At 56.4% G+C, this 19,395-nt stretch carries 18 protein-coding genes; 10 read left to right on the top strand and 8 right to left on the bottom strand.

Going from position 1 to position 19,395, the window contains the following annotated elements; all coding sequences use genetic code 11:
* Positions 1-184 precede the first annotated feature (184 nt).
* From ACA048_RS23340 to ACA048_RS23320, 5 genes are all read right to left on the bottom strand, one after another.
* Entirely contained in the window at positions 185-1,099 is a 915-nt protein-coding gene (locus ACA048_RS23340; protein WP_497626477.1) for a glutamate/aspartate ABC transporter substrate-binding protein, read from the bottom strand.
* Between the two features lie 445 nt (positions 1,100-1,544).
* Positions 1,545-3,083 carry a glycerol-3-phosphate dehydrogenase gene (glpD, locus tag ACA048_RS23335; protein ID WP_497626476.1) on the bottom strand — a complete coding sequence of 513 codons (1,539 nt, stop codon included), beginning with the start codon at positions 3,081-3,083 and terminating at the stop codon, positions 1,545-1,547.
* Positions 3,084-3,355: 272 nt separating this feature from the next.
* A complete protein-coding gene (locus ACA048_RS23330; protein ID WP_007916700.1) occupies positions 3,356-4,111 on the bottom strand; it encodes a DeoR/GlpR family transcriptional regulator in 756 nt (251 codons plus the stop codon).
* A gap of 95 nt (positions 4,112-4,206) precedes the next feature.
* Complete coding sequence (gene glpK / locus ACA048_RS23325) at positions 4,207-5,712, bottom strand: glycerol kinase GlpK (protein ID WP_497626475.1); 1,506 nt, start codon at positions 5,710-5,712, stop codon at positions 4,207-4,209.
* Positions 5,713-5,785: 73 nt separating this feature from the next.
* Positions 5,786-6,637 carry an MIP/aquaporin family protein gene (locus ACA048_RS23320; protein WP_497626474.1) on the bottom strand — a complete coding sequence of 284 codons (852 nt, stop codon included), beginning with the start codon at positions 6,635-6,637 and terminating at the stop codon, positions 5,786-5,788.
* 371 nt (positions 6,638-7,008) lie between these two features.
* Between ACA048_RS23320 and ybaK the strand changes: the two genes are divergently transcribed.
* Positions 7,009-7,479, top strand: coding sequence for a Cys-tRNA(Pro) deacylase (ybaK, locus tag ACA048_RS23315; protein ID WP_497626473.1), 471 nt, complete (start codon positions 7,009-7,011; stop codon positions 7,477-7,479).
* A gap of 179 nt (positions 7,480-7,658) precedes the next feature.
* On the opposite strand, the gene ACA048_RS23310 is transcribed toward ybaK, so the two are convergent.
* Positions 7,659-8,768, bottom strand: a complete 1,110-nt coding sequence (locus tag ACA048_RS23310; RefSeq protein ID WP_497626472.1) for an ABC transporter ATP-binding protein — start codon at positions 8,766-8,768, stop codon at positions 7,659-7,661.
* Positions 8,765-9,685 carry an ornithine carbamoyltransferase gene (argF, locus tag ACA048_RS23305; protein WP_497626471.1) on the bottom strand — a complete coding sequence of 307 codons (921 nt, stop codon included), beginning with the start codon at positions 9,683-9,685 and terminating at the stop codon, positions 8,765-8,767. The genes ACA048_RS23310 and argF overlap by 4 nt, the downstream gene beginning before the upstream one ends.
* A gap of 474 nt (positions 9,686-10,159) precedes the next feature.
* Here argF and ACA048_RS23300 point away from each other — a divergent pair, with 474 nt between their 5' ends.
* Positions 10,160-12,265: a molybdopterin oxidoreductase family protein gene (locus ACA048_RS23300; RefSeq protein WP_497626470.1), complete on the top strand. Its 2,106-nt coding sequence runs from the start codon at positions 10,160-10,162 to the stop codon at positions 12,263-12,265.
* A 97-nt stretch (positions 12,266-12,362) separates the two neighbouring features.
* Positions 12,363-12,704, top strand: coding sequence for a Grx4 family monothiol glutaredoxin (gene grxD, locus ACA048_RS23295; RefSeq protein ID WP_007943565.1), 342 nt, complete (start codon positions 12,363-12,365; stop codon positions 12,702-12,704).
* 173 nt (positions 12,705-12,877) lie between these two features.
* Here grxD and bfr read toward each other — a convergent pair whose 3' ends face one another.
* The gene (gene bfr / locus ACA048_RS23290) at positions 12,878-13,354 is read right to left on the bottom strand and encodes a bacterioferritin (RefSeq protein WP_497626469.1); all 477 of its coding nucleotides are present in this window, start codon (positions 13,352-13,354) and stop codon (positions 12,878-12,880) included.
* 316 nt (positions 13,355-13,670) lie between these two features.
* Between bfr and ACA048_RS23285 the strand changes: the two genes are divergently transcribed.
* The 7 genes from ACA048_RS23285 to ACA048_RS23255 all read left to right on the top strand — a co-directional run bounded on the left by ACA048_RS23285 (position 13,671) and on the right by ACA048_RS23255 (position 19,310).
* Positions 13,671-14,915 carry a tyrosine-type recombinase/integrase gene (locus ACA048_RS23285; RefSeq protein WP_497626468.1) on the top strand — a complete coding sequence of 415 codons (1,245 nt, stop codon included), beginning with the start codon at positions 13,671-13,673 and terminating at the stop codon, positions 14,913-14,915.
* A 308-nt stretch (positions 14,916-15,223) separates the two neighbouring features.
* Positions 15,224-15,412 (top strand): helix-turn-helix transcriptional regulator, encoded by a 189-nt coding sequence (locus ACA048_RS23280; RefSeq protein ID WP_497626467.1) that lies wholly within the window; start codon positions 15,224-15,226, stop codon positions 15,410-15,412.
* 13 nt (positions 15,413-15,425) lie between these two features.
* On the top strand, positions 15,426-15,566 hold the full coding sequence (locus tag ACA048_RS23275; protein ID WP_497626466.1) for a hypothetical protein: 141 nt from the start codon (positions 15,426-15,428) through the stop codon (positions 15,564-15,566).
* Between the two features lie 105 nt (positions 15,567-15,671).
* Positions 15,672-16,241, top strand: coding sequence for a hypothetical protein (locus ACA048_RS23270; RefSeq protein WP_497626465.1), 570 nt, complete (start codon positions 15,672-15,674; stop codon positions 16,239-16,241).
* Complete coding sequence (locus ACA048_RS23265) at positions 16,238-17,779, top strand: AAA family ATPase (protein ID WP_497626464.1); 1,542 nt, start codon at positions 16,238-16,240, stop codon at positions 17,777-17,779. Before ACA048_RS23270 ends, ACA048_RS23265 begins: the two co-directional genes overlap by 4 nt.
* A gap of 255 nt (positions 17,780-18,034) precedes the next feature.
* The gene (locus ACA048_RS23260) at positions 18,035-18,358 is read left to right on the top strand and encodes a DUF7557 family protein (RefSeq protein ID WP_497626463.1); all 324 of its coding nucleotides are present in this window, start codon (positions 18,035-18,037) and stop codon (positions 18,356-18,358) included.
* A gap of 613 nt (positions 18,359-18,971) precedes the next feature.
* A complete protein-coding gene (locus ACA048_RS23255; RefSeq protein WP_497626462.1) occupies positions 18,972-19,310 on the top strand; it encodes a hypothetical protein in 339 nt (112 codons plus the stop codon).
* The last annotated feature ends 85 nt before the right edge of the window (positions 19,311-19,395 follow it).

The raw sequence follows: 19,395 nt of genomic DNA, 5'->3' as shown, positions 1-19,395 counted from the left end.
CCTCAGATCGTTCGATGTACAAGTGCCCGCCTGGGGAAGCTCCGTTCCCAGCCCCGATCGAGACGATCAGGCACACAAGAGCGGCTCGACAGCCACCGGTTCGAGTGTTTCCAAAAATGCCAGCAGGGAGTGACAAACCCCTGAAAGGGCAGCGGCCCTCTCAGGAGATAAGGTTAGTCAGAAATCAGGATTTCTTGTCGTCAGCCGCTTTATCGGTCGGATTGGCGATCAGGGCCTTGAGCTCGTCGCTCATCGGGAAGTTCAGGTTCAGGCCTTTAGGCGGGATTGGCGCCATGAACCATTTTTCGTAGATCTTGTTGATCTCGCCCGACTTGTAGGTGGCGATGATGGCTTCATCCACGGCCTTCTTGAACGGCTCGTCGCCCTTGCGGACCATGCAGCCGTAGATTTCGTAGGACTGTGGCGTACCGGTCACGGCCCAGTCATCCGCTTTCTTGGCCTTGGCTGCTTCACCGGCCAGCAAGGCATCGTCCATCATGAAGGCAACAGCGCGGCCCGATTCCAGCATCTGGAAGGACTCGCCGTGGTCTTTGGCGGAGATGACGTTCATGCCCATTTGCTTGTCAGCGTTCATCGACTTGAGCAGGCGCTCGGACGTGGTGCCAGCGGTGGTCACGACGTTCTTGCCTTTGAGGTCGGTGAAGTCTTTGTAAGGCGAATCTTTCTTGGACAGCAGACGGGTGCCGATTTCGAAAATGCCAACGGAGAAGTCAACTTGCTGCTGACGCTCGACGTTGTTGGTGGTGGAGCCGCACTCGACGTCCACGGTGCCGTTCTGCACCAGCGGGATACGGGTTTGCGAGGTCACCAGGTTGTACTTGACCTCAAGGTTCGGCATGTCGAGGTCTTTCTTGATGGCTTCGACGATTTTCAGTTGCAGATCGTGGGAATAGCCGACCGGTTTGCCGGAAGCGTCCGCGATGTACGAAAACGGAATGGAAGCGTCACGATGCCCGAGGGTGATGACACCGGACTCTTTGATCTTTTTCAGGGTGCCGGTGAGTTCGGCGGCGAAAACCGGAGTGCTGATCAGAGCGGCAGCAATGGCTGCGCCCAGGATGTGGGGAACGATGCGCATCAAATTTTCCTCGACATTGTTTTTTTTATGGAGCCAGTTTATCGGCCCTTTTGTGCTTCGAATGCCCGGCGGTCCCTGAAGGGATGCCGCGAAGGGTGTTCGTCAAAGAGTGTAGAGCATGACTCGTGCCAGGCCAGGCCTAACAGCTCAACTTGTTGATTTATAAGGGTATTAAATATTTATTGCGGTATTTTTCGCAAGGAATAATCCGGTTATCCGAATCGACTGGCGGGTCTTGTTCGGAAAACCGAATGTATTGCCATGCACGTACGACTGTAGGAGCCGGGCTTGCCCGCGATGGCGGTATAGCAGCCAGCATTAATGGTGGCTGAACGGGCCTCATCGCGGGCAAGCCCGGCTCCTGCAGGGGGGAGTGGTGTCTGGCAGCATGCAAAAAGCCCCTGGATCTTGCGATTCAGGGGCTTTGCTTTAACCGGATGCCCGATCAGGCCGCTTCGATCTTGCTGCGGTTCTGTTCAACCTTGCTCAGGTAGTCCGCCAGCTTTTGCTGTTCTGCTGCAGTGGTGAACAACCCGAGCTTGCTGCGACGCCACAACACATCGTGCGCGGTGGTCGCCCATTCATCGCTGCACAGGTAATCGACTTCTCGGGTGTAGAGCCCGCCGCCGATGTGTTCACCCATATCATTGAGGTTTTGCACGCCTTCGAGCATGCGCCAGGTGCGGCTGCCGTAGGTGGTGGCCCAGCGGCGAGCGATTTCGGTTGGCACCCAGTCGAACTTGTCGCGGATCAAGGCACACAAGGCTTGCGGGGTGGTCATGTCCTCGCCGCCCGGCAGTGTGGCGCTGGCGGTCCAGCTTGGCTTCATCTGGGTGAAGTACGGCGCCAGTTGCGTCAGCGCCGATTCGGCCAGTTTGCGGTAAGTGGTGAGCTTGCCGCCGAACACCGACAGCAATGGCGCTTCTTCACCGGTGCCCGATAACGCCAGGGTGTAGTCGCGCGTGACGGCCGACGGGTTGTCGGACTCGTCGTTGCACAGCGGGCGAACGCCGGAATAGCTGTGCAGGATGTCGTCGCGGCTGATCTGCTTCTTGAAGTGGGCATTGACCACGTTCAACAGGTAATCGGTTTCGCCGTCGGTGATCGCAACTGCAGCCGGATCGCCGGTGTACTCACGGTCGGTGGTGCCGATCAGGGTGAAGTGGTTCAGGTACGGAATAGTGAAGACAATACGCTGATCTTCGTTTTGCAGAATGTGTGCGTGTTCGCCTTCATACAGTTTCGGCACGATCAGGTGGCTGCCCTGGATCAGGCGAATGCCGTACGGCGATTCCATCTTGAGGTCGTCACGAATGAACTTGGCGACCCACGGACCGGCCGCATTCACCAATGCCTTGGCGCGGATCGAAAACAGGCTGCCATCGGCGCGTTCCAGGTTCAGGTGCCACAAACCCTTGGAGCGACGCGCGCTGACGCAACGGGTCTGGGTGTGAACATGGGCGCCTTTTTCGCGAGCAGCCATGGCATTCAAGACGACAAGGCGCGCGTCATCGACCCAGCAATCGGAGTATTCGAAGCCTTTGGTGATTTCGCTTTTCAGCGCGCTGTTCGGGCCGAACTTGAGGCTTTTCGAGCCTGCGAGTTTTTCCCGCTTGCCGAGGTTGTCATACAGAAACAGGCCGGCGCGGATCATCCACGCAGGACGCAGGTGCGGACGATGTGGCAGCACGAAACGCATCTGCTTGACGATGTGCGGTGCCTTGGCCAATAGCACTTCGCGCTCGGCGAGGGCTTCGCGCACCAGGCGGAATTCGTAATGTTCGAGGTAGCGCAGACCACCGTGGATCAGCTTGCTGCTGGCTGAGGACGTGTGGCTGGCCAAGTCATCTTTTTCACAAAGGAACACCGACAGGCCGCGACCGGCGGCATCTGCTGCGATCCCCACGCCATTGATCCCGCCACCGATGACGGCGATATCGTAAACCTCAGCGAGAGGGGGCGTACGCAAGGTGGAAGTGGGCATCGGCGGGCCTCGGTGCTTATTTTATGTATTTGAATTCGAACATTTATGTTCATTTGCGAAAATGGTAGCCCATAAAGATGCCCACAGCCAGTTAACTTCGATTAAAAAAACTCATCGAAGGGCGGTTAAAGGAAAATTATCGAACATTAGAAGAATAAAGAGAGAGGGGGTGCAGCGATATCTGTAGGAGCACGGCTTGCCGGCGATGACGTGCTTGAGGACGCCATCGCCGGCAAGTCGTGCTCCTACGGGTTGTCTAACCGCCTTCGGTGTTAAACAACTTCCAACCGAATCTTGTGCTGACTCAACAACTGCGCCAGTGCCGGCACAGGTTGCTGATCAGTGACCAGGCAATCGATGAGGCTGATCGGCCCCAAACGAATCATGGCGTTGCGCCCGAATTTGCTGGAGTCCGCCGCCAGAATCACTTGCCGGGCATTGGCTATGATCGCTTGGGACACCCGTACTTCCTGATAATCGAAATCCAGCAGGCTGCCGTCTTCATCGATGCCGCTGATGCCCACCAGCGCAAAGTCGACTTTGAACTGGTTGATAAAGTCGACGCTCGCCTGACCGACCACACCACCGTCGCGTCGCACGTTGCCACCGGTCAGCAGAACGTCGAAGTCGTCCTTGGCGCTGAGCATGGAGGCGACGTGCAGGTTGTTGGTGATGATTTTCAGGTGATTGTGATTGAGCAGCGCCCGGGCGATCGACTCGGTGGTGGTACCGATATTGATGAACAGCGAGGCGTGATCGGGGATCTGTGCGGCAATGGCTTCGCCGATACGCTGTTTTTCATCGCGCATCTGGTCGGCGCGCATGGCGTACGCGGTGTTTTCGACACTGGAGTCGTAAGCGGCGCCGCCGTGGTAGCGACGCAGTAAATTAGCTTCCGCGAGCTGATTGATATCGCGGCGGATGGTCTGCGGTGTAACGACGAACAGCGTGGCCATTTCTTCGATACTGACGTAGCCGCGTTCGCGAACCAGTTCGAGGATTTGCTGCTGACGGGGAGGCAGATTCATGGGGCTTCCTTTGGGCTGCCGTGCAAAATTTGCCCATGATGCCGCAGGAATCTGCTCCCGACCAGTTACAACCCTATTCGCAACCTGTTGTTGGCTTATTCAGCGCCTTCATGCGGTTCCCAGTCGCGGGTGCGGCTGACGGCTTTTTTCCAGCCGGCGTAGAGTTTTTCCTTCGCGGCTTCGTCCAGGGTCGGTTCGAATTCGCGCTCGATCACGGCCTTGCCGCGCAGTTCTTCCAGGCTGCCCCAGAAACCGCACGCCAGGCCAGCCAGGTACGCGGCACCCAGTGCGGTGGTTTCTCGCATTTGCGGACGCTCGACCCGAGTGCCGAGGATGTCGGCCTGGAACTGCATCAGGAAGTTGTTCGCAACGGCACCGCCATCCACGCGCAGGGCTTTGAGGCGTTCGCCGGAGTCCTGTTGCATAGCGTCGAGTACGTCGCGGGTCTGGTAGGCAATCGACTCCAGCGCAGCACGAATGATGTGATCCACGCGTACGCCTCGAGTCAGGCCGAACAGCGCGCCACGGGCGTACGGGTCCCAGTACGGCGCGCCCAGTCCGGTGAAGGCCGGCACCAGGTACACGCCGTTGCTGTCCTTGACCTTGTTGGCGAAGTATTCGGTGTCATGGGCGTCGTTGATGATCTTCAGTTCATCACGCAGCCATTGAACCGTGGAGCCGCCGTTGAACACGGCGCCTTCGAGGGCGTAGGCCACTTCGCCGCGCGGGCCGCACGCGATAGTGGTCAACATGCCGTGCTTGGACTTGACCGCTTTGTCGCCGGTGTTCATCAACAGGAAGCAGCCGGTGCCATAGGTGTTTTTCGCTTGGCCGGGCTCGACGCACATCTGGCCGAACAGGGCGGCTTGCTGGTCGCCGGCGATACCGCCGATGGCGATGCCGCTTTTGGTGTGGCCGTAGATTTCCGAGGAGGACTTCACTTGCGGCAGCATTTCGCGCGGGATATCCAACACCTTCAGCATCTTCGCGTCCCACTCCAGGGTGTGGATGTTGAAGAGCAGGGTGCGCGAGGCGTTGGTGTAGTCGGTGACGTGGACTTTGCCGCCGGTAAATTTCCAGATCAGCCAGCTGTCGACGGTGCCGAACAGAATTTCGCCGTTGCGCGCACGCTCGCGGCTGCCTTCGACGTTGTCGAGGATCCACTTGAGCTTGGTGCCGGAGAAGTACGGGTCGGTGACCAGGCCGGTGGTGTCGCTGATGTATTGCTCGTGTCCGTCGCGCTTGAGCTGCTGGCAGATCTCGGTGCTGCGGCGGCACTGCCAGACGATCGCGTTGTAGATCGGGCGGCCGGTGGTTTTGTCCCAGACCACGGTGGTTTCGCGCTGGTTGGTGATGCCGATGGCCGCGACCTGGTCGTGATGCAGGCCGGCTTGCGCCAAGGCCTCGACCATCACGGCGCTTTGGGTGGCGAAGATTTCCATCGGGTCATGTTCAACCCAGCCGGCTTGCGGGTAATGCTGTGCGAATTCGCGCTGGGCGGTGCTGACCACATTCGCGTCGCGGTCGAAAATGATCGCGCGGGAGCTGGTCGTACCCTGATCGAGGGCAATGATGTAGTTCTTATTCTGAGTGTCGGTCATGTCGATTGCCTTGGACGAAATAAGGGAGTGAAGTCAGGCGCGGACCACAGGGCAGGATCACGCGCCTACGGTATCAAGAAGTTCTTGGTTTGCCGTCAATGGCCGGTGTTACGTCCTTTGTAGCAGGTGTGGCGCCAGGCAGATGACGGGCAATCAGCCCGCGATAAGCGGCAGCACCGAGGCAGGCACCGACTATCGGTGCAAAAACAGGAATCAGGAAGTACGGGATATCACGCCCGCCGGTGAAGGAAATTTCACCCCAGCCCGCGAAGAAAGTCATCAGCTTCGGACCGAAATCACGCGCCGGGTTCATCGCGAAACCGGTCAGCGGGCCCATCGAACTGCCGATCACCGCAATCAGCAGACCGATCAGCAGTGGCGCCATTGGCCCGTTGGGCAGACCGTTGTTGTCATCGGTCAGGGACATGATCACGCCCATCAGGATCGCGGTGATGATCACTTCCACCAGGAACGCCTGGGCTGTGGTCAGGGCCGGGTTGGGGAAGGTCGAGAATACCGACGCCAATTCCAGACTTGCCTGGGTGCCACGAACCATATGGTGGATTTGTTCGAAATCGAAGAACAGATTGCTGTACAGCGTGTAAACCAAAAGTGCGCCGCAGAAGGCGCCCGCCACTTGGGCGAGAATATAAAACGGCAATTTACGTTTTTCGAAGTCAGCGAAAATGCTCAGGGCGATGCTGACAGCAGGGTTGAGGTGCGCGCCGGAAACTCCGGCGGTCAGGTAGATCGCCATGCTCACGCCGACGCCCCAGATGATGCTGATTTCCCACAAGCCAAAGCTGGCGCCCGCGACCTTGAGCGCGGCAACACAGCCAGTACCAAAAAAGATTAGCAGCGCAGTCCCCAGAAACTCAGCCATGCATTGGCTCGAGAGCGACGGTTGTTGTAAAGCAGTTGTCATTGAAAACCTCAATTGTTTTTCTTGTCTGGCGCTTTTTTCATCATGGTCGAAGCGCGATTTTCACCAAGGCAGGATCCCCATCCTGGTCTTGGATTACTGCTGGATGCTGCTGTAAGGCTTTTCTTACATATTCAGATTCGAAAAAATATAGACAAGAAACACGGCTGTCAAAGGTCGAAAGTGAACCGTCAGTCACAATCCAACTATTAGTCATGTGAGTGATCGCGTTGTTCGCGCGGTGCTTTGTGCGCCGACGGACGGTAAAAGATGCCGCCGGCCCTTGAAAACAGGGGCGCAATAGAGCCTTTTGCGAGTCAATGACCTAGAATCCAGCGCAGTATTTTTCTACTGCCGCCCAGTCTGGAGCTGTCATGACCCCCGCATTGGATTTGTTGAAAAAAGTTCGAGCCGAACATCGTGTGCACAGTTACGAACATGATCCCAAGGCCGCGTCCTATGGATTGGAGGCAGCAGAGAAGTTGGGGCTCGACCCGGCGCAGGTGTTCAAGACCTTGCTGGCGGCCAGCGAAAAAGGTGAGTTGCTGGTGGCGGTGGTACCGGTTGGCGGGAGTCTGGATTTGAAGCATCTGGCTCATGCAGCGGGCGTGAAAAAAGTCGAAATGGCCGATCCGGCCTCTGCGCAACGATCCACCGGTTATTTGTTGGGCGGCATTAGTCCGCTGGGGCAGAAAAAGCGTTTGCGCACCTTTATCGATAATTCGGCTCAGCCTTTTGCCAGCATTTTTGTCAGTGCCGGTCGGCGTGGCCTGGAAGTCGAGTTGGCGCCGGCAGTTTTGGCGGAACACACTCAGGCCAAGTTCGCCGACATCGGCCGCGCGTGAATCAGAGGCGGGTAAAGATTGACGGGAGTGCGTCGCTCGTTGCGAGCGGAACGCTGATCCTCGATTGACGCTGATCTTTGTAGGAGCAAAGCTTGCTCGCGATGAACGATGACGCGATGCGTCAGCTAAACCGCGGCGATGCTATCGCGAGCAAGCTTTGCTTCTACAGAAGCGGGGAGTCAGTTGGCGGTGCTGTAGCGGCGCACACCGGACTCGACTGCTGGAATCTGCGCGGCTGTGCTGCCGGACGCCTGAAACAACACCAGGTGTTCAGCCGCCACACGAATACCGACGTCAGCACCGACCTGCCGATCTACATGACTCGGGAAAATCGATTCCAGCTGCGCCCCGGTCGGGATCTGCAACCGGTACAACGTCGATGCGCCCTGGAACGACTTGCCGACAATCCGCGCCTTCAATGCACTGTCTGGCGCATAAACGATATCGTCCGGACGCAGCAACACATCCACCGCACTACCGACCGGCCAAGTGTAGGCACGATTGCCGCGCAACTCACCCAGTTCGGTCTGCACCGACTCCGGGCTGCTCAACTGGCCACGGATGAAATAACCCTGGCCGATGAAGCTGGCTACAAACGGTGTCAGCGGTTCGTGATACAGGTTGTAGGGCGTGTCCCATTGTTCCAGGCGACCTTCCTTGAACACGCCGACATGATCGCTGACCGCGAAGGCTTCTTCCTGGTCGTGGGTTACCAGAATCGCGCTGGTGCCACGGGCCTTGAGAATGTCGCGCACTTCATGGCTGAGCTTGCGCCGCAGTTCGCCATCGAGGTTGGAGAACGGTTCGTCGAGCAGCAGCAGTTGCGGTTCCGGCGCCAAAGCACGGGCCAAGGCAACACGCTGCTGCTGACCGCCGGACAGCTCATGCGGGAAGCGCTTGCCGAGATTTTTCAGGTTGACCAGTTCCAGCAGCTCTTCGGTTACGCGATCCTTTTGCGGGTGCTTGCGGATCCCGAAGGCGATGTTGTCGGCCACGCTCAAATGCGGAAACAACGCGTAGTCCTGGAACACCATGCCGATCCGGCGCTTCTCCGGGGCGAGGGTGAAGCCGGCGCGCGAAAGCGTCTCGCCCGCCAGCGTGATTTCACCTTCATGCACCGGTTCAAAACCGGCAATCGCCCGCAACGTAGTGGTCTTGCCGCAACCCGAAGAACCCAGCAGGCAGCCGATATCACCGGCATTTAAATGCAGGTTGAGGTTCTGCACGACCCGCTGGTCTTGATAGCCGCAGGCGAGATTGCGCAGGTTAAGCAGTAATGGCTGGCTCATGCGTGGTGATACGCCGGTTCAACGAGAAACTCGAGCAGGGCCTTTTGTGCATGAAGACGGTTTTCGGCTTGATCCCAGGCCACGGAGCGTTTGTCGTCGAGCAGATCGACGCTGATCTCTTCGCCGCGGTGGGCCGGCAGGCAGTGCATGAAGAGCACATCGTCTGCGGCGAGGTCGAGCAGGGCGCGATTGACCTGGTAGGGCGCGAACAGCTTCAAGCGTTTGGCGGTTTCTTCTTCCTGGCCCATGGAGGTCCAGACATCGGTGCTCACCAGGTGGGCGCCGTGCACGGCGTCCTTTGGATCGCGGACGATGGTCACCCGATCGCCGGCCTTGGCCACGAACTCAGGGTTGGGTTCATAGCCTTCAGGGCAGGCAACGCGTAGCTGGAAGTCGAACTGGATCGCCGCTTCTATATAGCTGTTGCACATGTTGTTGCCGTCGCCGATCCAGGCCACGGTCTTGCCCTGGATCGAACCGCGATGTTCGAGGAAGGTTTGCATGTCGGCCAGCAATTGGCACGGATGCAGGTCGTCGGACAGGCCATTGATCACGGGCACGCGGGAGTTGGCGGCGAATTCGGTCAGGGTGCTGTGGGCAAAGGTTCGGATCATCACCGCATCGAGCATGCTAGACATGACGATCGCGCAGTCACCGATCGGCTCGCCACGGCCCAGTTGCGTGTCGCGCGGCGAAAGGAAGATCGCCTGGCCGCCGAGCTGGATCATGCCGGCTTCGAAGGAGATCCGGGTGCGGGTCGAGGACTTCTCGAAAATCATCCCCAGGACGCGGTTTTTCAGAGGCTCGAACAGTACGCCGCGGTTACGCAGGTCCTTGAGCTCAACGCCTCGACGGATCACGCTGACCAGCTCTTCGGGCGTGCAATCCATCAGGGAGAGAAAGTGCCTTGCGCTCATCATTGACTACCTTTTTGCTACAAACCGCAGATGCTCAAAGCCTTGTTTGACGGAACAACGGGCGAGACCTGCGGCGTAAGCCGCACGGGGCGACGAAATAGGGGAAGGCGCGATCTTATAATTAAATGTCGCGTCTTACCAATAGGGCTACGTTTTTCAGGGAGTTTCAGAGGGGCTACGGTCGAATCGCTGTAGCGCTTTTGAAGTCTTTTTCCTTACGGCAGCCGCTCATTTGTACACCGGGGCTGCGGGGCTTTGCAATCAAACAGGCCGGGGAGGGTTCAGTGGCGGTCTGTTTCTGACCTGCCATTCGGTCGGCTCCCGGCTGGTGTGTCACTGAGTACGCGTGGCCATCGGCTGGCCTGATGGTCGCCGATTCACAAGACGAACGTCGCTGGCGCAGGAGCGGGTCTGGCGCCATAGTTTTGTTCCCGCGGCCGATATTGCCCGCCCAGAACAAGACAGAGACTGGCCATGACCAAGACTCTCCATCACCGAGCCTGCCACCTGTGTGAGGCAATTTGCGGCTTGACCATAGAAACCTCCGAGGTCGATGGCGCTGTGCAAATCACCTCGATCAAGGGCGATGCTCTGGATACGTTCAGCCGCGGGCACATCTGCCCCAAAGCGGTGGCCCTGCAAGATATTCAGAACGATCCGGATCGTCTGCGTCAGCCGATGCTGCGAGTGGGCAGCGAATGGCAGCCTATCGCTTGGGAAGACGCCTTCAACCTCGTGGCCGAACGCCTCGCGGCGATTCAGGAGCGTCACGGGCAGAACGCTGTGGCGGTGTACCAAGGCAACCCCAGTGTGCACAACTACGGGTTGATGACCCACAGTAATTATTTCCTCGGCCTGCTGAAAACCCGTAACCGTTTTTCCGCGACGTCGGTCGACCAGTTGCCGCATCACCTGACCAGCCATTTGATGTATGGCCATGGGTTGTTGTTGCCGATTCCGGATATCGATCACACCGATTTCATGCTGATCCTGGGCGGTAACCCGCTGGCTTCCAACGGCAGCATCATGACCGTGCCGGATGTGGAAAAACGCTTGAAGGCGATTCAGGCCCGGGGTGGCAAAGTGGTGGTGGTCGACCCGCGCCGCAGCGAAACTGCCGCGATGGCCGACCAGCATCTGTTCGTGCGGCCCGGTGGCGATGCGGCCCTGTTGTTCGGGCTGCTCAATACCTTGTTTGCTGAAAATCTGACCCGTGACAGTCATTTGCCGGTGGATGGCCTGGATGATGTGCGTCAGGCCATCGCTACCTTCACCGCCGAAGCCATGAGCCCGTTGTGCGCGGTGCCGGCAGAACAGATCCGCCAACTGGCCCGGGATTTTGCGGCGGCGCCGACAGCGGTGTGTTACGGCCGCATGGGCGTTTCGACCCAAGCGTTCGGTACGCTCTGCCATTGGCTGGTGCAACTGATCAATCTGGTCACTGGCAACCTTGATCGGGTTGGTGGCGCGCTGTGCACCGAACCGGCGGTGGACCTCGTGGCGTCCACCTCGGGCGGGCATTTCAATCGCTGGCAAAGCCGTGTGTCCGGTCGCCCAGAGTACGGCGGTGAGTTGCCGGTGTCCGCCTTGGCCGAAGAAATGCTCACCGAAGGGGAGGGGCAGGTCCGTGCCCTGATCACTGTCGCCGGTAATCCGGTGCTCTCGACACCCAATGGCCGGCAACTGGAGCAGGCGCTGGATGGCCTGGAGTTCATGGTCAGTATCGATCTGTACATCAATGAAACCACGCGCTACGCCGACCTGATTCTGCCGTCGACTTCGGCGCTGGAAAACGATCACTACGATACGACGTTCAACATGTTCGCGGTGCGTAACGTGACGCGATTCAACAGGGCGATTCTGGCCAAGCCTGAAGGCGCTCTGCATGACTGGGAGATCTTCGTCGGCCTTGCCAATGCGTTTGCCGCCAGGACTGGCAAGGAATTGAAGCCGACCATCGCTCCGGCGCAAATGATCGACCTTGGCTTGCGGATGGGGCTATATGGCGACGCTTCGGAACATAAACTCTCGCTGACAACCTTGTTCGATCATCCTCATGGTGTCGACTTGGGTGCACTGAAACCCAACCTCACGCCACGCCTGAAAACCGCCAATCAGCGAGTGCAGGCAGCGCCGCCGGCGATCCTTGCCGACCTTGCGCGCTTCGCCGCTCTAGAGGCGCCGGCTGCTGATCAGTTACTGATGATTGGCCGCCGTCATGTGCGCAGCAACAACTCGTGGATGCACAACTATCACCGACTGGTGAAAGGCAAGCCGCGTCATCAGTTGCTGATGCACCCGGACGATCTGGCCAGTCGTGGGCTCAACAACGGCCAGCGTGTACGGGTGAGTTCTCGGGTTGGCATGATCGAAGTGGAAGTGCTCGCCACCCTGGACATGATGAGAGGCGTAGTCAGCCTGCCGCACGGCTGGGGGCATGCGAGGCCCGGTGTACAGATGACGATTGCCAGTAGCCAGCCGGGCTCCAGTGCCAACGACCTGACTGACGAGTGTCAGCTTGATGAGTTGTCGGGGAATGCAGCGTTGAACGGCGTCCCGGTGACGGTCGCGGCGGCGTGATCGTGTCTGTCGGGGAGACCGAGCATGGCGCTCGGCTTTCCGTTACAATGCGCCACCGTGCCGACCTCTGAGTCGGAAAGTTCAGCCGAGGTGCTCCATGGATATCATCGAAACGATTAAAGAGCAGATTGCTAACAACACCATTCTGCTTTACATGAAAGGTTCGCCGAATGCCCCGCAGTGTGGCTTCTCCGCGAAAGCCGCGCAGGCCGTGATGGCATGTGGTGAAAAGTTTGCGTACGTGGACATCCTGCAGAACCCGGAAATCCGCGCCAACCTGCCAAAATACGCCAACTGGCCAACCTTCCCGCAACTGTGGGTCGGTGGTGAGCTGGTCGGCGGTAGCGACATCATGACCGAGATGGCTGCTGACGGTTCGTTGCAGACCACGATCAAAGCTGCTGTTGAAGCGGCTGCTGCCAACAAGACCGAAGCCTGATCCGGTATCTGTAGGAGCAAAGCTTGCTCGCGATGAACGATGACGCGGTACATCAGTAACACCGCGTCATCGTTCATCGCTGGCAAGCCATGCTCCTGCAGGGGCATAAAAAAGCCCCGCCTCTTTAAAAGAGCGCGGGGCTTTTTAGTGTCTCGAGTTTAGAGGGCGCTAACTTACTCGTCTTCGCCCATCTGCGATTGCAGATAGTTCTCAAGACCGACTTTATCGATCAGGCCCAGTTGGGTTTCCAGCCAGTCGATATGTTCTTCTTCGGACTCAAGAATGTCTTCGAGCAGTTCCCGGCTACCGAAGTCACCGACCGTTTCGCAATGAGCAATAGCGACTTTCAGATCGGCATGACCGATGCGTTCGATGCGCAGGTCACACTCAAGCATTTCCTTGGTGTGTTCGCCAATCTGCAGCTTGCCCAGGTCCTGGACGTTCGGCAGGCCTTCAAGGAACAGGATGCGCTTGATCAGCTTGTCCGCGTGCTTCATCTCGTCGATGGATTCGTGGTACTCGTGCTTGCCAAGCTTGTTCAGGCCCCAATCTTCATACATGCGGGCATGCAAAAAGTATTGATTGATCGCGACCAGCTCATTGGCAAGGATCTTGTTGAGATGCTGGATGACTGTAACGTCGCCTTTCATGATGGGGTCCTGCCCTAAGTAGCTGTCTATGAGGCTGAGTTTGAGCCGCGTATGTAAGAGTGTCAAACCTAAGTTATTGAAACTTATATGAAAATTAATCGGAATAAGAATGTTTTTGTTCCGCGTCTAGGGTGTAAGCAGTTGATTTTCAGACATAAAAAAACCGGACATCAAGTCCGGGGAAATACTGTTTAAGCTGGATAGATAGCCCTTAATAAATCTATATGTGATAAGCGCTTATGCTTAATGGGGTTACACTGAAATTACCGGGGTTACACTGAAATTATCACCCCGGCGTAACCCCGGAGGCCAGACGATGGACACCACATTCAGCTTCACCAGAGCCGCGTTGGATAGTTTGCCGCTACCTGAAGGCAAACAGCGCGATGTTTATTACGACGAACGGCAACCCGGTTTGCAGGTACGGGTGACTGCCAGCGGCGCCAAAACTTTCAGTGTGTTTGCCCGCGTAGCCGGTGGCAAACCCACGCGGGTGACTATCGGCAAATACCCGGCGATCACCCCGGAAGTCGCCCGCAAGAAAGCCAAGGAAAAAATCGCCCAACTGGCCATTGGCGTGAACCCGAACGTGGAAGATCGCGCCAGCAAGGTGGAGCCGATGACCTTGGCGAAAGCCGTGGCCGAGTACGTTGAACAGCAGACCCGTGAAGACGACAAGCTGCCGCTTAAGGCACGCACCAAGGCTGATTATCTGGCGATGGTCAAACCCAGCCGGGTGACCGCACAGGGCAAACCCACCAAGGGCGGACTGCTGCGCAAACTGGCGAAAAAGCCCATCCATGAAATCAGCGCCGCCGACATCAAGGCCGTGAACACGGACAATAAAGCGCAGCGCGGCGAGCGCCAGTCAGCGTATGCGATGCAGGTGTTAAAGGCCGTTTTGAATTTTTACGGTGTCGAGGTCAAGGACAGTCCGTTCAGCCTGAAAACAGCCAAGGCAGGGCGCGTGGTGATCCCCAAGACGCGAGCCGCCGACGATACCCCTGTAACGGAGTTGCTGAAAAACCTCGGGCCGTTCTGGCGGGCGTTAAGCGCGATGCAGTCACCCACAGCAGACTACTTGAGGTTTTTGTTGTTGACGGGGTGTCGCCCAAGCGAACCGCTTCAGGTGCCGGTGGCCGACTGCGATCTGGCAGCGGGCAAGGTGCTATTAAGGGATACCAAGACCCGCACCGATCACACGTTGCTGCTTGCCGATCAGGCGCTGGCAATCGTGCAACGGCAAGCCGAAGGCAAAGCCCCCGGTGATCGTTTGTTCAACGTCATACCCGCACAAGCCAACGCACTGGCGCATGAACTGTCGGCCATTACTGGCTTAACGTTTACCCCTAAAAACCTGCGTGCCGTGTTCGCGTCAGTCGCCAGTGAGTTAGTGACCATTCACGTTTACAAACGGATCATGAACCGTGGCAAAAAAGGCGACACCGATGATAAAAATTACATCAAGAAACTGGAGCCGCAATTGCGCGCTGGCTGGCAGGCGGCGGCTAATTTTATAGAAGCCACTGACAACGTGGTGCCACTATTTAAGCTTAATTAAAACAAAGGCCCTTAAGAGGGCCTTTTTTAACAGTATGCTTTAGCTTTCAAACAGTTATTGCACTAATAACATTGGGCCATTATTTAGATTTAGTTTAAACGAATTAACCATTCAGCCGCTGTTTCCGCGTGCCGACCAACGGTAAAAGTAGAACTTTCAATGGTTTGCCGTTCTTCATGCGACATTCCTGTATCACTGTAATACAGGAGTAGCGTTATGCCACTCTTGTTGCCTGTTTTATTGCGCTTATTATTAACTCATTGACCTACTGGAATACCCGGCAGGTTCCGTAAGGTGAGGTTAAGGCCATGCAAAACGAACGTCTCCACCATAAGGAAGCCGCCGCCTATATCGGCATCAGTGAAAACACTTTAAACGTGTGGCGCTGTGAAAAACGCTTTCCCATCCCGTATATAAAAGTGGGTTCCAAAGTCTTTTATTGGCGGAAAGACTTGGACGCCTTTCTGGAATCGCAGACTGTTCGGGAGTTAATCTAAGGAGAACACGATCATGAACAAGCAGTATTTTAAGAAGCACGGCGCGACCGAAACGGGCGTGGCGTGGAGCCTTTTGTTAACCGATACAAGTTATAGGCATCACTTCAGCGAAAGCGAGTTGTACTCAATAAAAGCTCAGTTTAAGGCTAAATAAAAAACCCTCGATCAGAAGGCGTTGACCGAGGGTTTTAGGGGTTGGTGATGAACGCACCGAGGTCAATATAAACCCTCGGCAAGTAATAGGCAATACGGGGGTTATATGACCATCAACGAAGTTTTCAAAGACGTGACCGAACTTCCTATCTGGGCGCCGTACTGCAAGAGCAAGGCGCCGCAACAACTGTATAGCGACGGCACTCTGCGCAACATGGAATGGGGGGATTCAGCCAGCTGGATGAAGTTCGACAGGGCGCAGGCTTTATTTGAGGTGAACCCTCAGCTGCTGGCTGGCGTCGGTCTGTTTATCAGCAGCACGTCCACTCTAAACGGTCAGCGTCTAATTGCCATCGACGTGGATAAGATCGTCGGCACTTATACGGAGAAAGTTAACGAAAAAGGAGAACGGGTGAAAGTGTTGCTGGATGACCCGGCCAAGGTCGAACAAGCGCTTAAAGCTTTTCCGCTGGTGAACCAGATTAAAACCTATTGGGAAATTTCACCTTCCGGCATGGGCCTGCATGCCTTCGCATGGGCGCCCGAAGAGTGGGCCGCCAATTACGCCAACGCCGGCCACATTAAAGTCCCAGGTTGCGACCACATCGAAATCTACACCGGCTGTGAGCCGACGTTTATTACCATGACGGGCAACCAGCAGGGGGTAGGGTTATGAGCAGTCTCGACGAAGCCGCCTTGGCGCTCTTGGCGGGACTGCTGAAAACGGCCATGGATAAGGTCAAGGCTACCACGCCCAAACTCGACTTCGACTTCAGCGGTATTAATGAACTGAGCCTCGCCACACGGTACGCCACCCATCAGCAGTTCGACCCTGACTTAAAGTTGTTGCTGGAAGGCAAGGCGCCTGCATGGGTGAAAGACGATAGCGGTAGTGGCTTGGATAACGCCTATGCCTTGACGCTGTACAGGCTGAAATATTCACCTGCTGAAGCCCTTTTGTTTTTGTCGAAATACCAGCATGGCAAGGCTAGTCGCGAGCGCGACCAGAAGTATCTGGAAACCACAATTAACAAGCATTACGCGCCGAAGGAAAAAGATCCCGGTTCGCCCCCAAATCGCGACGAGTATTACATCGCTTCTTTTGCCGAGCGGCGCAAAAACCGCAAGCCTAATCGCTGGCAAGTAAAAGGCCGGTTCCGGCGTGGCACGATCAATATCCTCTTCGGCGCGTCTGGCGCTTATAAAAGCACAGCCTTAGTGGGCCTTGGCGTTTCGATAGAGTGTCGCCCGTTTTGGCATGACAGCCTGATAGAAAACGGTGGTGGCGGTGTGCTGATCATTGCCGCCGAAGACGACGAAGGCATTGTCGATATGGTCGAAGCGGCCTGCCTCGAATACGACATAAACCCGAACAGTGTGGCGGTCTATATCACCCACGGCGGTTACGACCTGTCGAATCCAGAAGTCATACAAGGCATCAAGGCATCCATCGCCGATATGCCCGTAGCACTTTCTGCGATCATCATCGACACCCTCAACCGCAACTGTGGCGGGCTGGATGAAGACTCGGCCAGCGACATGCGCAATATCCTGAACTGCTTTGACGAACTGCGCGGCGACGCCACGGTGTATGTGATACACCACAATGGGCACACCGCCAAACAGCGCGAGCGCGGCTCCTATGCCATCCGCTGTAACGCCGATTCAAGTGTGCTGTGTGAGTACAACAAGGAAACGGATCTACTCACAATGACATGGGAAAAGTTGCGCAGCGCGCCTCTACCTAAACCGCTTACCTTGAAGCCGAAAGTGTACGTGATCCGCCAAGAAGCGGACTCGGCAGACGTACTTGAAGACGTGACGGCGGTTTGCATGGTCATGGCTGGTGAAGACCAACGGGATGCGCGGGAGAAAGCGTTTTACAGGAAATACCCCGAACTCGGCGCAGGGAAACGCCACTCTTATTTGCGTACCTTGCTGGCGCGGATACTCAACAAACCCGGCGAAACCCAAACGGCACTGGCAGCATTGTGTGGCGTATCCCAGCCGACTATCTCTGAAACGCTTGTGGCTCTACAGAGCCGGGGTTTCATCACAAAGAATTCAGAGATAACCAAGACCGGCATAGAAGCATTCAATGAAATTACATTCGATATAGCCGTGGTCTACAAAGCGCAAGGGCAGAACGTCCAGATACCAGCCAGAGAACCCCCAATAAAAGCGACGGAGGAAGAACGAAATGCCTTGCTTTGAGAATTATTCGCATTATAGGTGGGGCCGTTTTCCCGCCTATATAGGTGATAACGAGCGGCCACCTATAGCCGCCTATAACGCACAAGTGGCAAAAGGGCGCCAACCCAGTAACCACAAGGGTTTTAGACATTATAGGCGGGAAAGTTTCAGACCTATATTGCCCTATAAAACAATTATAGGCGGGCGGGTGTGCCCCGTAGGGGCACCCACCTATATGCGGGGGGTATTTACCCCTTGTGATAAAAGGAGACGACTGTGAAAAAACCAAAATATGTTGCGCCGCGCATGTACGTTCGCGAGATGGTAGATGGCCCGGACTTGGATCGGATGCTGGCGAGTGGCAGCCATGTACTGGCGGTGCTTCCAAAGAAACCGTCTGCTCACTTAATTGCGCAGCGCGATTACATGCGCCGCCAATTAGCAGCTGGTTACCGGGATTTCCATACTTTATTGCCCGAGCCTATTTTTAATAGATTGCGCGCCATGCTGCATGAGGGTGAATCATTTGCCGAACTCGTTGAACGGCTTTTGTCAATAGCTGACGATCATCATATATCTATGGTGGACATACAGAAGTAGAGAATCCGCAAATTAACGATTGGTGCGGCGGATCACCTAAACCATGTGCTGGCGCCATGGATACGCGCCCTTTTTAACCATGAAACGGACATTTAGTCCGCTGTTTAAGCCCCGGAATAGAGCGGTTTGGTGCATGGGGGTTACAGCCGGGGTCACGGAAGGGGTCAAAAACCGCATTTTTTGATGGTTTCAGAGGGCCTTGAAAATGCAGGACACACTGATGCTCGATTTCATCAAGGCTGGCCGCCTCACTTTTGTGGAGTGGCGAGCTTGGGCCATTGACCATGGTCAACGGCATGGCTCGTACCCTGATTACCTCGGTCGCCTACGCCGGTGTCAGCAGGCGCTACATCGTCGAGGTATTGCACCTCCTGTGAGGCTGTAGGAGACGTGCAAAAACTGGGCAGGGCAAATTGACGGCCATGGTGCTGAAACAGCTAGAAAGTGGGTGCCGCTAAGCCACGCTGGCGATTTGAGGTATGAACGACATGGTAATTACAAGAATCAGGACTCTGCTCGACCTTTGGCCGCGATACCGGGACGAACCATGGCAACCGTCTGGTGTGAAGTGTCACAACGGTTATAGGCAACGCCAGATGCAGGGGTTTCGGTTATGAGCTTTCTCGACCTCACGCCCGGTAGCACTGGAGCAACTGACAACGCTGTGAAGTTGTACATGCCACCAGAACATGCAGCGCGTGTACTCGCCTACCTCGACATGGTGCCCAACCCGGCCAAGGCCCGCCAAGACCGTACACGGGACATTGAGGGTCTGGTGATCGAAGCATTGAAGAACGTCTCACTACACGCGGCGCTGATGGCGGTGCATCAGTGCTACCGGGTCGGCAAAGTGAGGGACCACATGCGTGATCACCCGGAGCGCTATGAGGGCAAAGTGCCGTGCATAAAGACGGTTAAGGCCATACTAATTAAGCAAGGCTATTACATCTAACCACAAGTGCTAACGGTGACGCCTAACCCCATTGCGTAACAACCGCTTAAGACCATACTCGGGTTATCTAAACCGGAGTACCAAA

This window comes from Pseudomonas sp. LBUM1659 (assembly GCF_059716045.1).
The sequence above is the reverse complement of the archived record's forward strand: the minus strand, read 5'-3'. Positions and strand labels throughout refer to the sequence as shown.

What these genes read in the sequence shown, in the direction of transcription:
- ACA048_RS23275 (WP_497626466.1), top strand. Translation starts at nt 15,426, where the DNA reads ATGAACAAGCAGTATTTTAAGAAGCACGGCGCGACCGAAACGGGCGTG.
- ACA048_RS23340 (WP_497626477.1), bottom strand. Translation starts at nt 1,099, where the DNA reads ATGCGCATCGTTCCCCACATCCTGGGCGCAGCCATTGCTGCCGCTCTG.
- argF (WP_497626471.1), bottom strand. Translation starts at nt 9,685, where the DNA reads ATGAGCGCAAGGCACTTTCTCTCCCTGATGGATTGCACGCCCGAAGAG.
- glpK (WP_497626475.1), bottom strand. Translation starts at nt 5,712, where the DNA reads ATGACCGACACTCAGAATAAGAACTACATCATTGCCCTCGATCAGGGT.
- ACA048_RS23285 (WP_497626468.1), top strand. Translation starts at nt 13,671, where the DNA reads ATGGACACCACATTCAGCTTCACCAGAGCCGCGTTGGATAGTTTGCCG.
- bfr (WP_497626469.1), bottom strand. Translation starts at nt 13,354, where the DNA reads ATGAAAGGCGACGTTACAGTCATCCAGCATCTCAACAAGATCCTTGCC.
- ACA048_RS23320 (WP_497626474.1), bottom strand. Translation starts at nt 6,637, where the DNA reads ATGACAACTGCTTTACAACAACCGTCGCTCTCGAGCCAATGCATGGCT.
- ACA048_RS23255 (WP_497626462.1), top strand. Translation starts at nt 18,972, where the DNA reads ATGAGCTTTCTCGACCTCACGCCCGGTAGCACTGGAGCAACTGACAAC.
- ACA048_RS23280 (WP_497626467.1), top strand. Translation starts at nt 15,224, where the DNA reads ATGCAAAACGAACGTCTCCACCATAAGGAAGCCGCCGCCTATATCGGC.
- ACA048_RS23270 (WP_497626465.1), top strand. Translation starts at nt 15,672, where the DNA reads ATGACCATCAACGAAGTTTTCAAAGACGTGACCGAACTTCCTATCTGG.
- ACA048_RS23300 (WP_497626470.1), top strand. Translation starts at nt 10,160, where the DNA reads ATGACCAAGACTCTCCATCACCGAGCCTGCCACCTGTGTGAGGCAATT.
- ybaK (WP_497626473.1), top strand. Translation starts at nt 7,009, where the DNA reads ATGACCCCCGCATTGGATTTGTTGAAAAAAGTTCGAGCCGAACATCGT.
- ACA048_RS23330 (WP_007916700.1), bottom strand. Translation starts at nt 4,111, where the DNA reads ATGAATCTGCCTCCCCGTCAGCAGCAAATCCTCGAACTGGTTCGCGAA.
- ACA048_RS23310 (WP_497626472.1), bottom strand. Translation starts at nt 8,768, where the DNA reads ATGAGCCAGCCATTACTGCTTAACCTGCGCAATCTCGCCTGCGGCTAT.
- glpD (WP_497626476.1), bottom strand. Translation starts at nt 3,083, where the DNA reads ATGCCCACTTCCACCTTGCGTACGCCCCCTCTCGCTGAGGTTTACGAT.
- ACA048_RS23265 (WP_497626464.1), top strand. Translation starts at nt 16,238, where the DNA reads ATGAGCAGTCTCGACGAAGCCGCCTTGGCGCTCTTGGCGGGACTGCTG.
- grxD (WP_007943565.1), top strand. Translation starts at nt 12,363, where the DNA reads ATGGATATCATCGAAACGATTAAAGAGCAGATTGCTAACAACACCATT.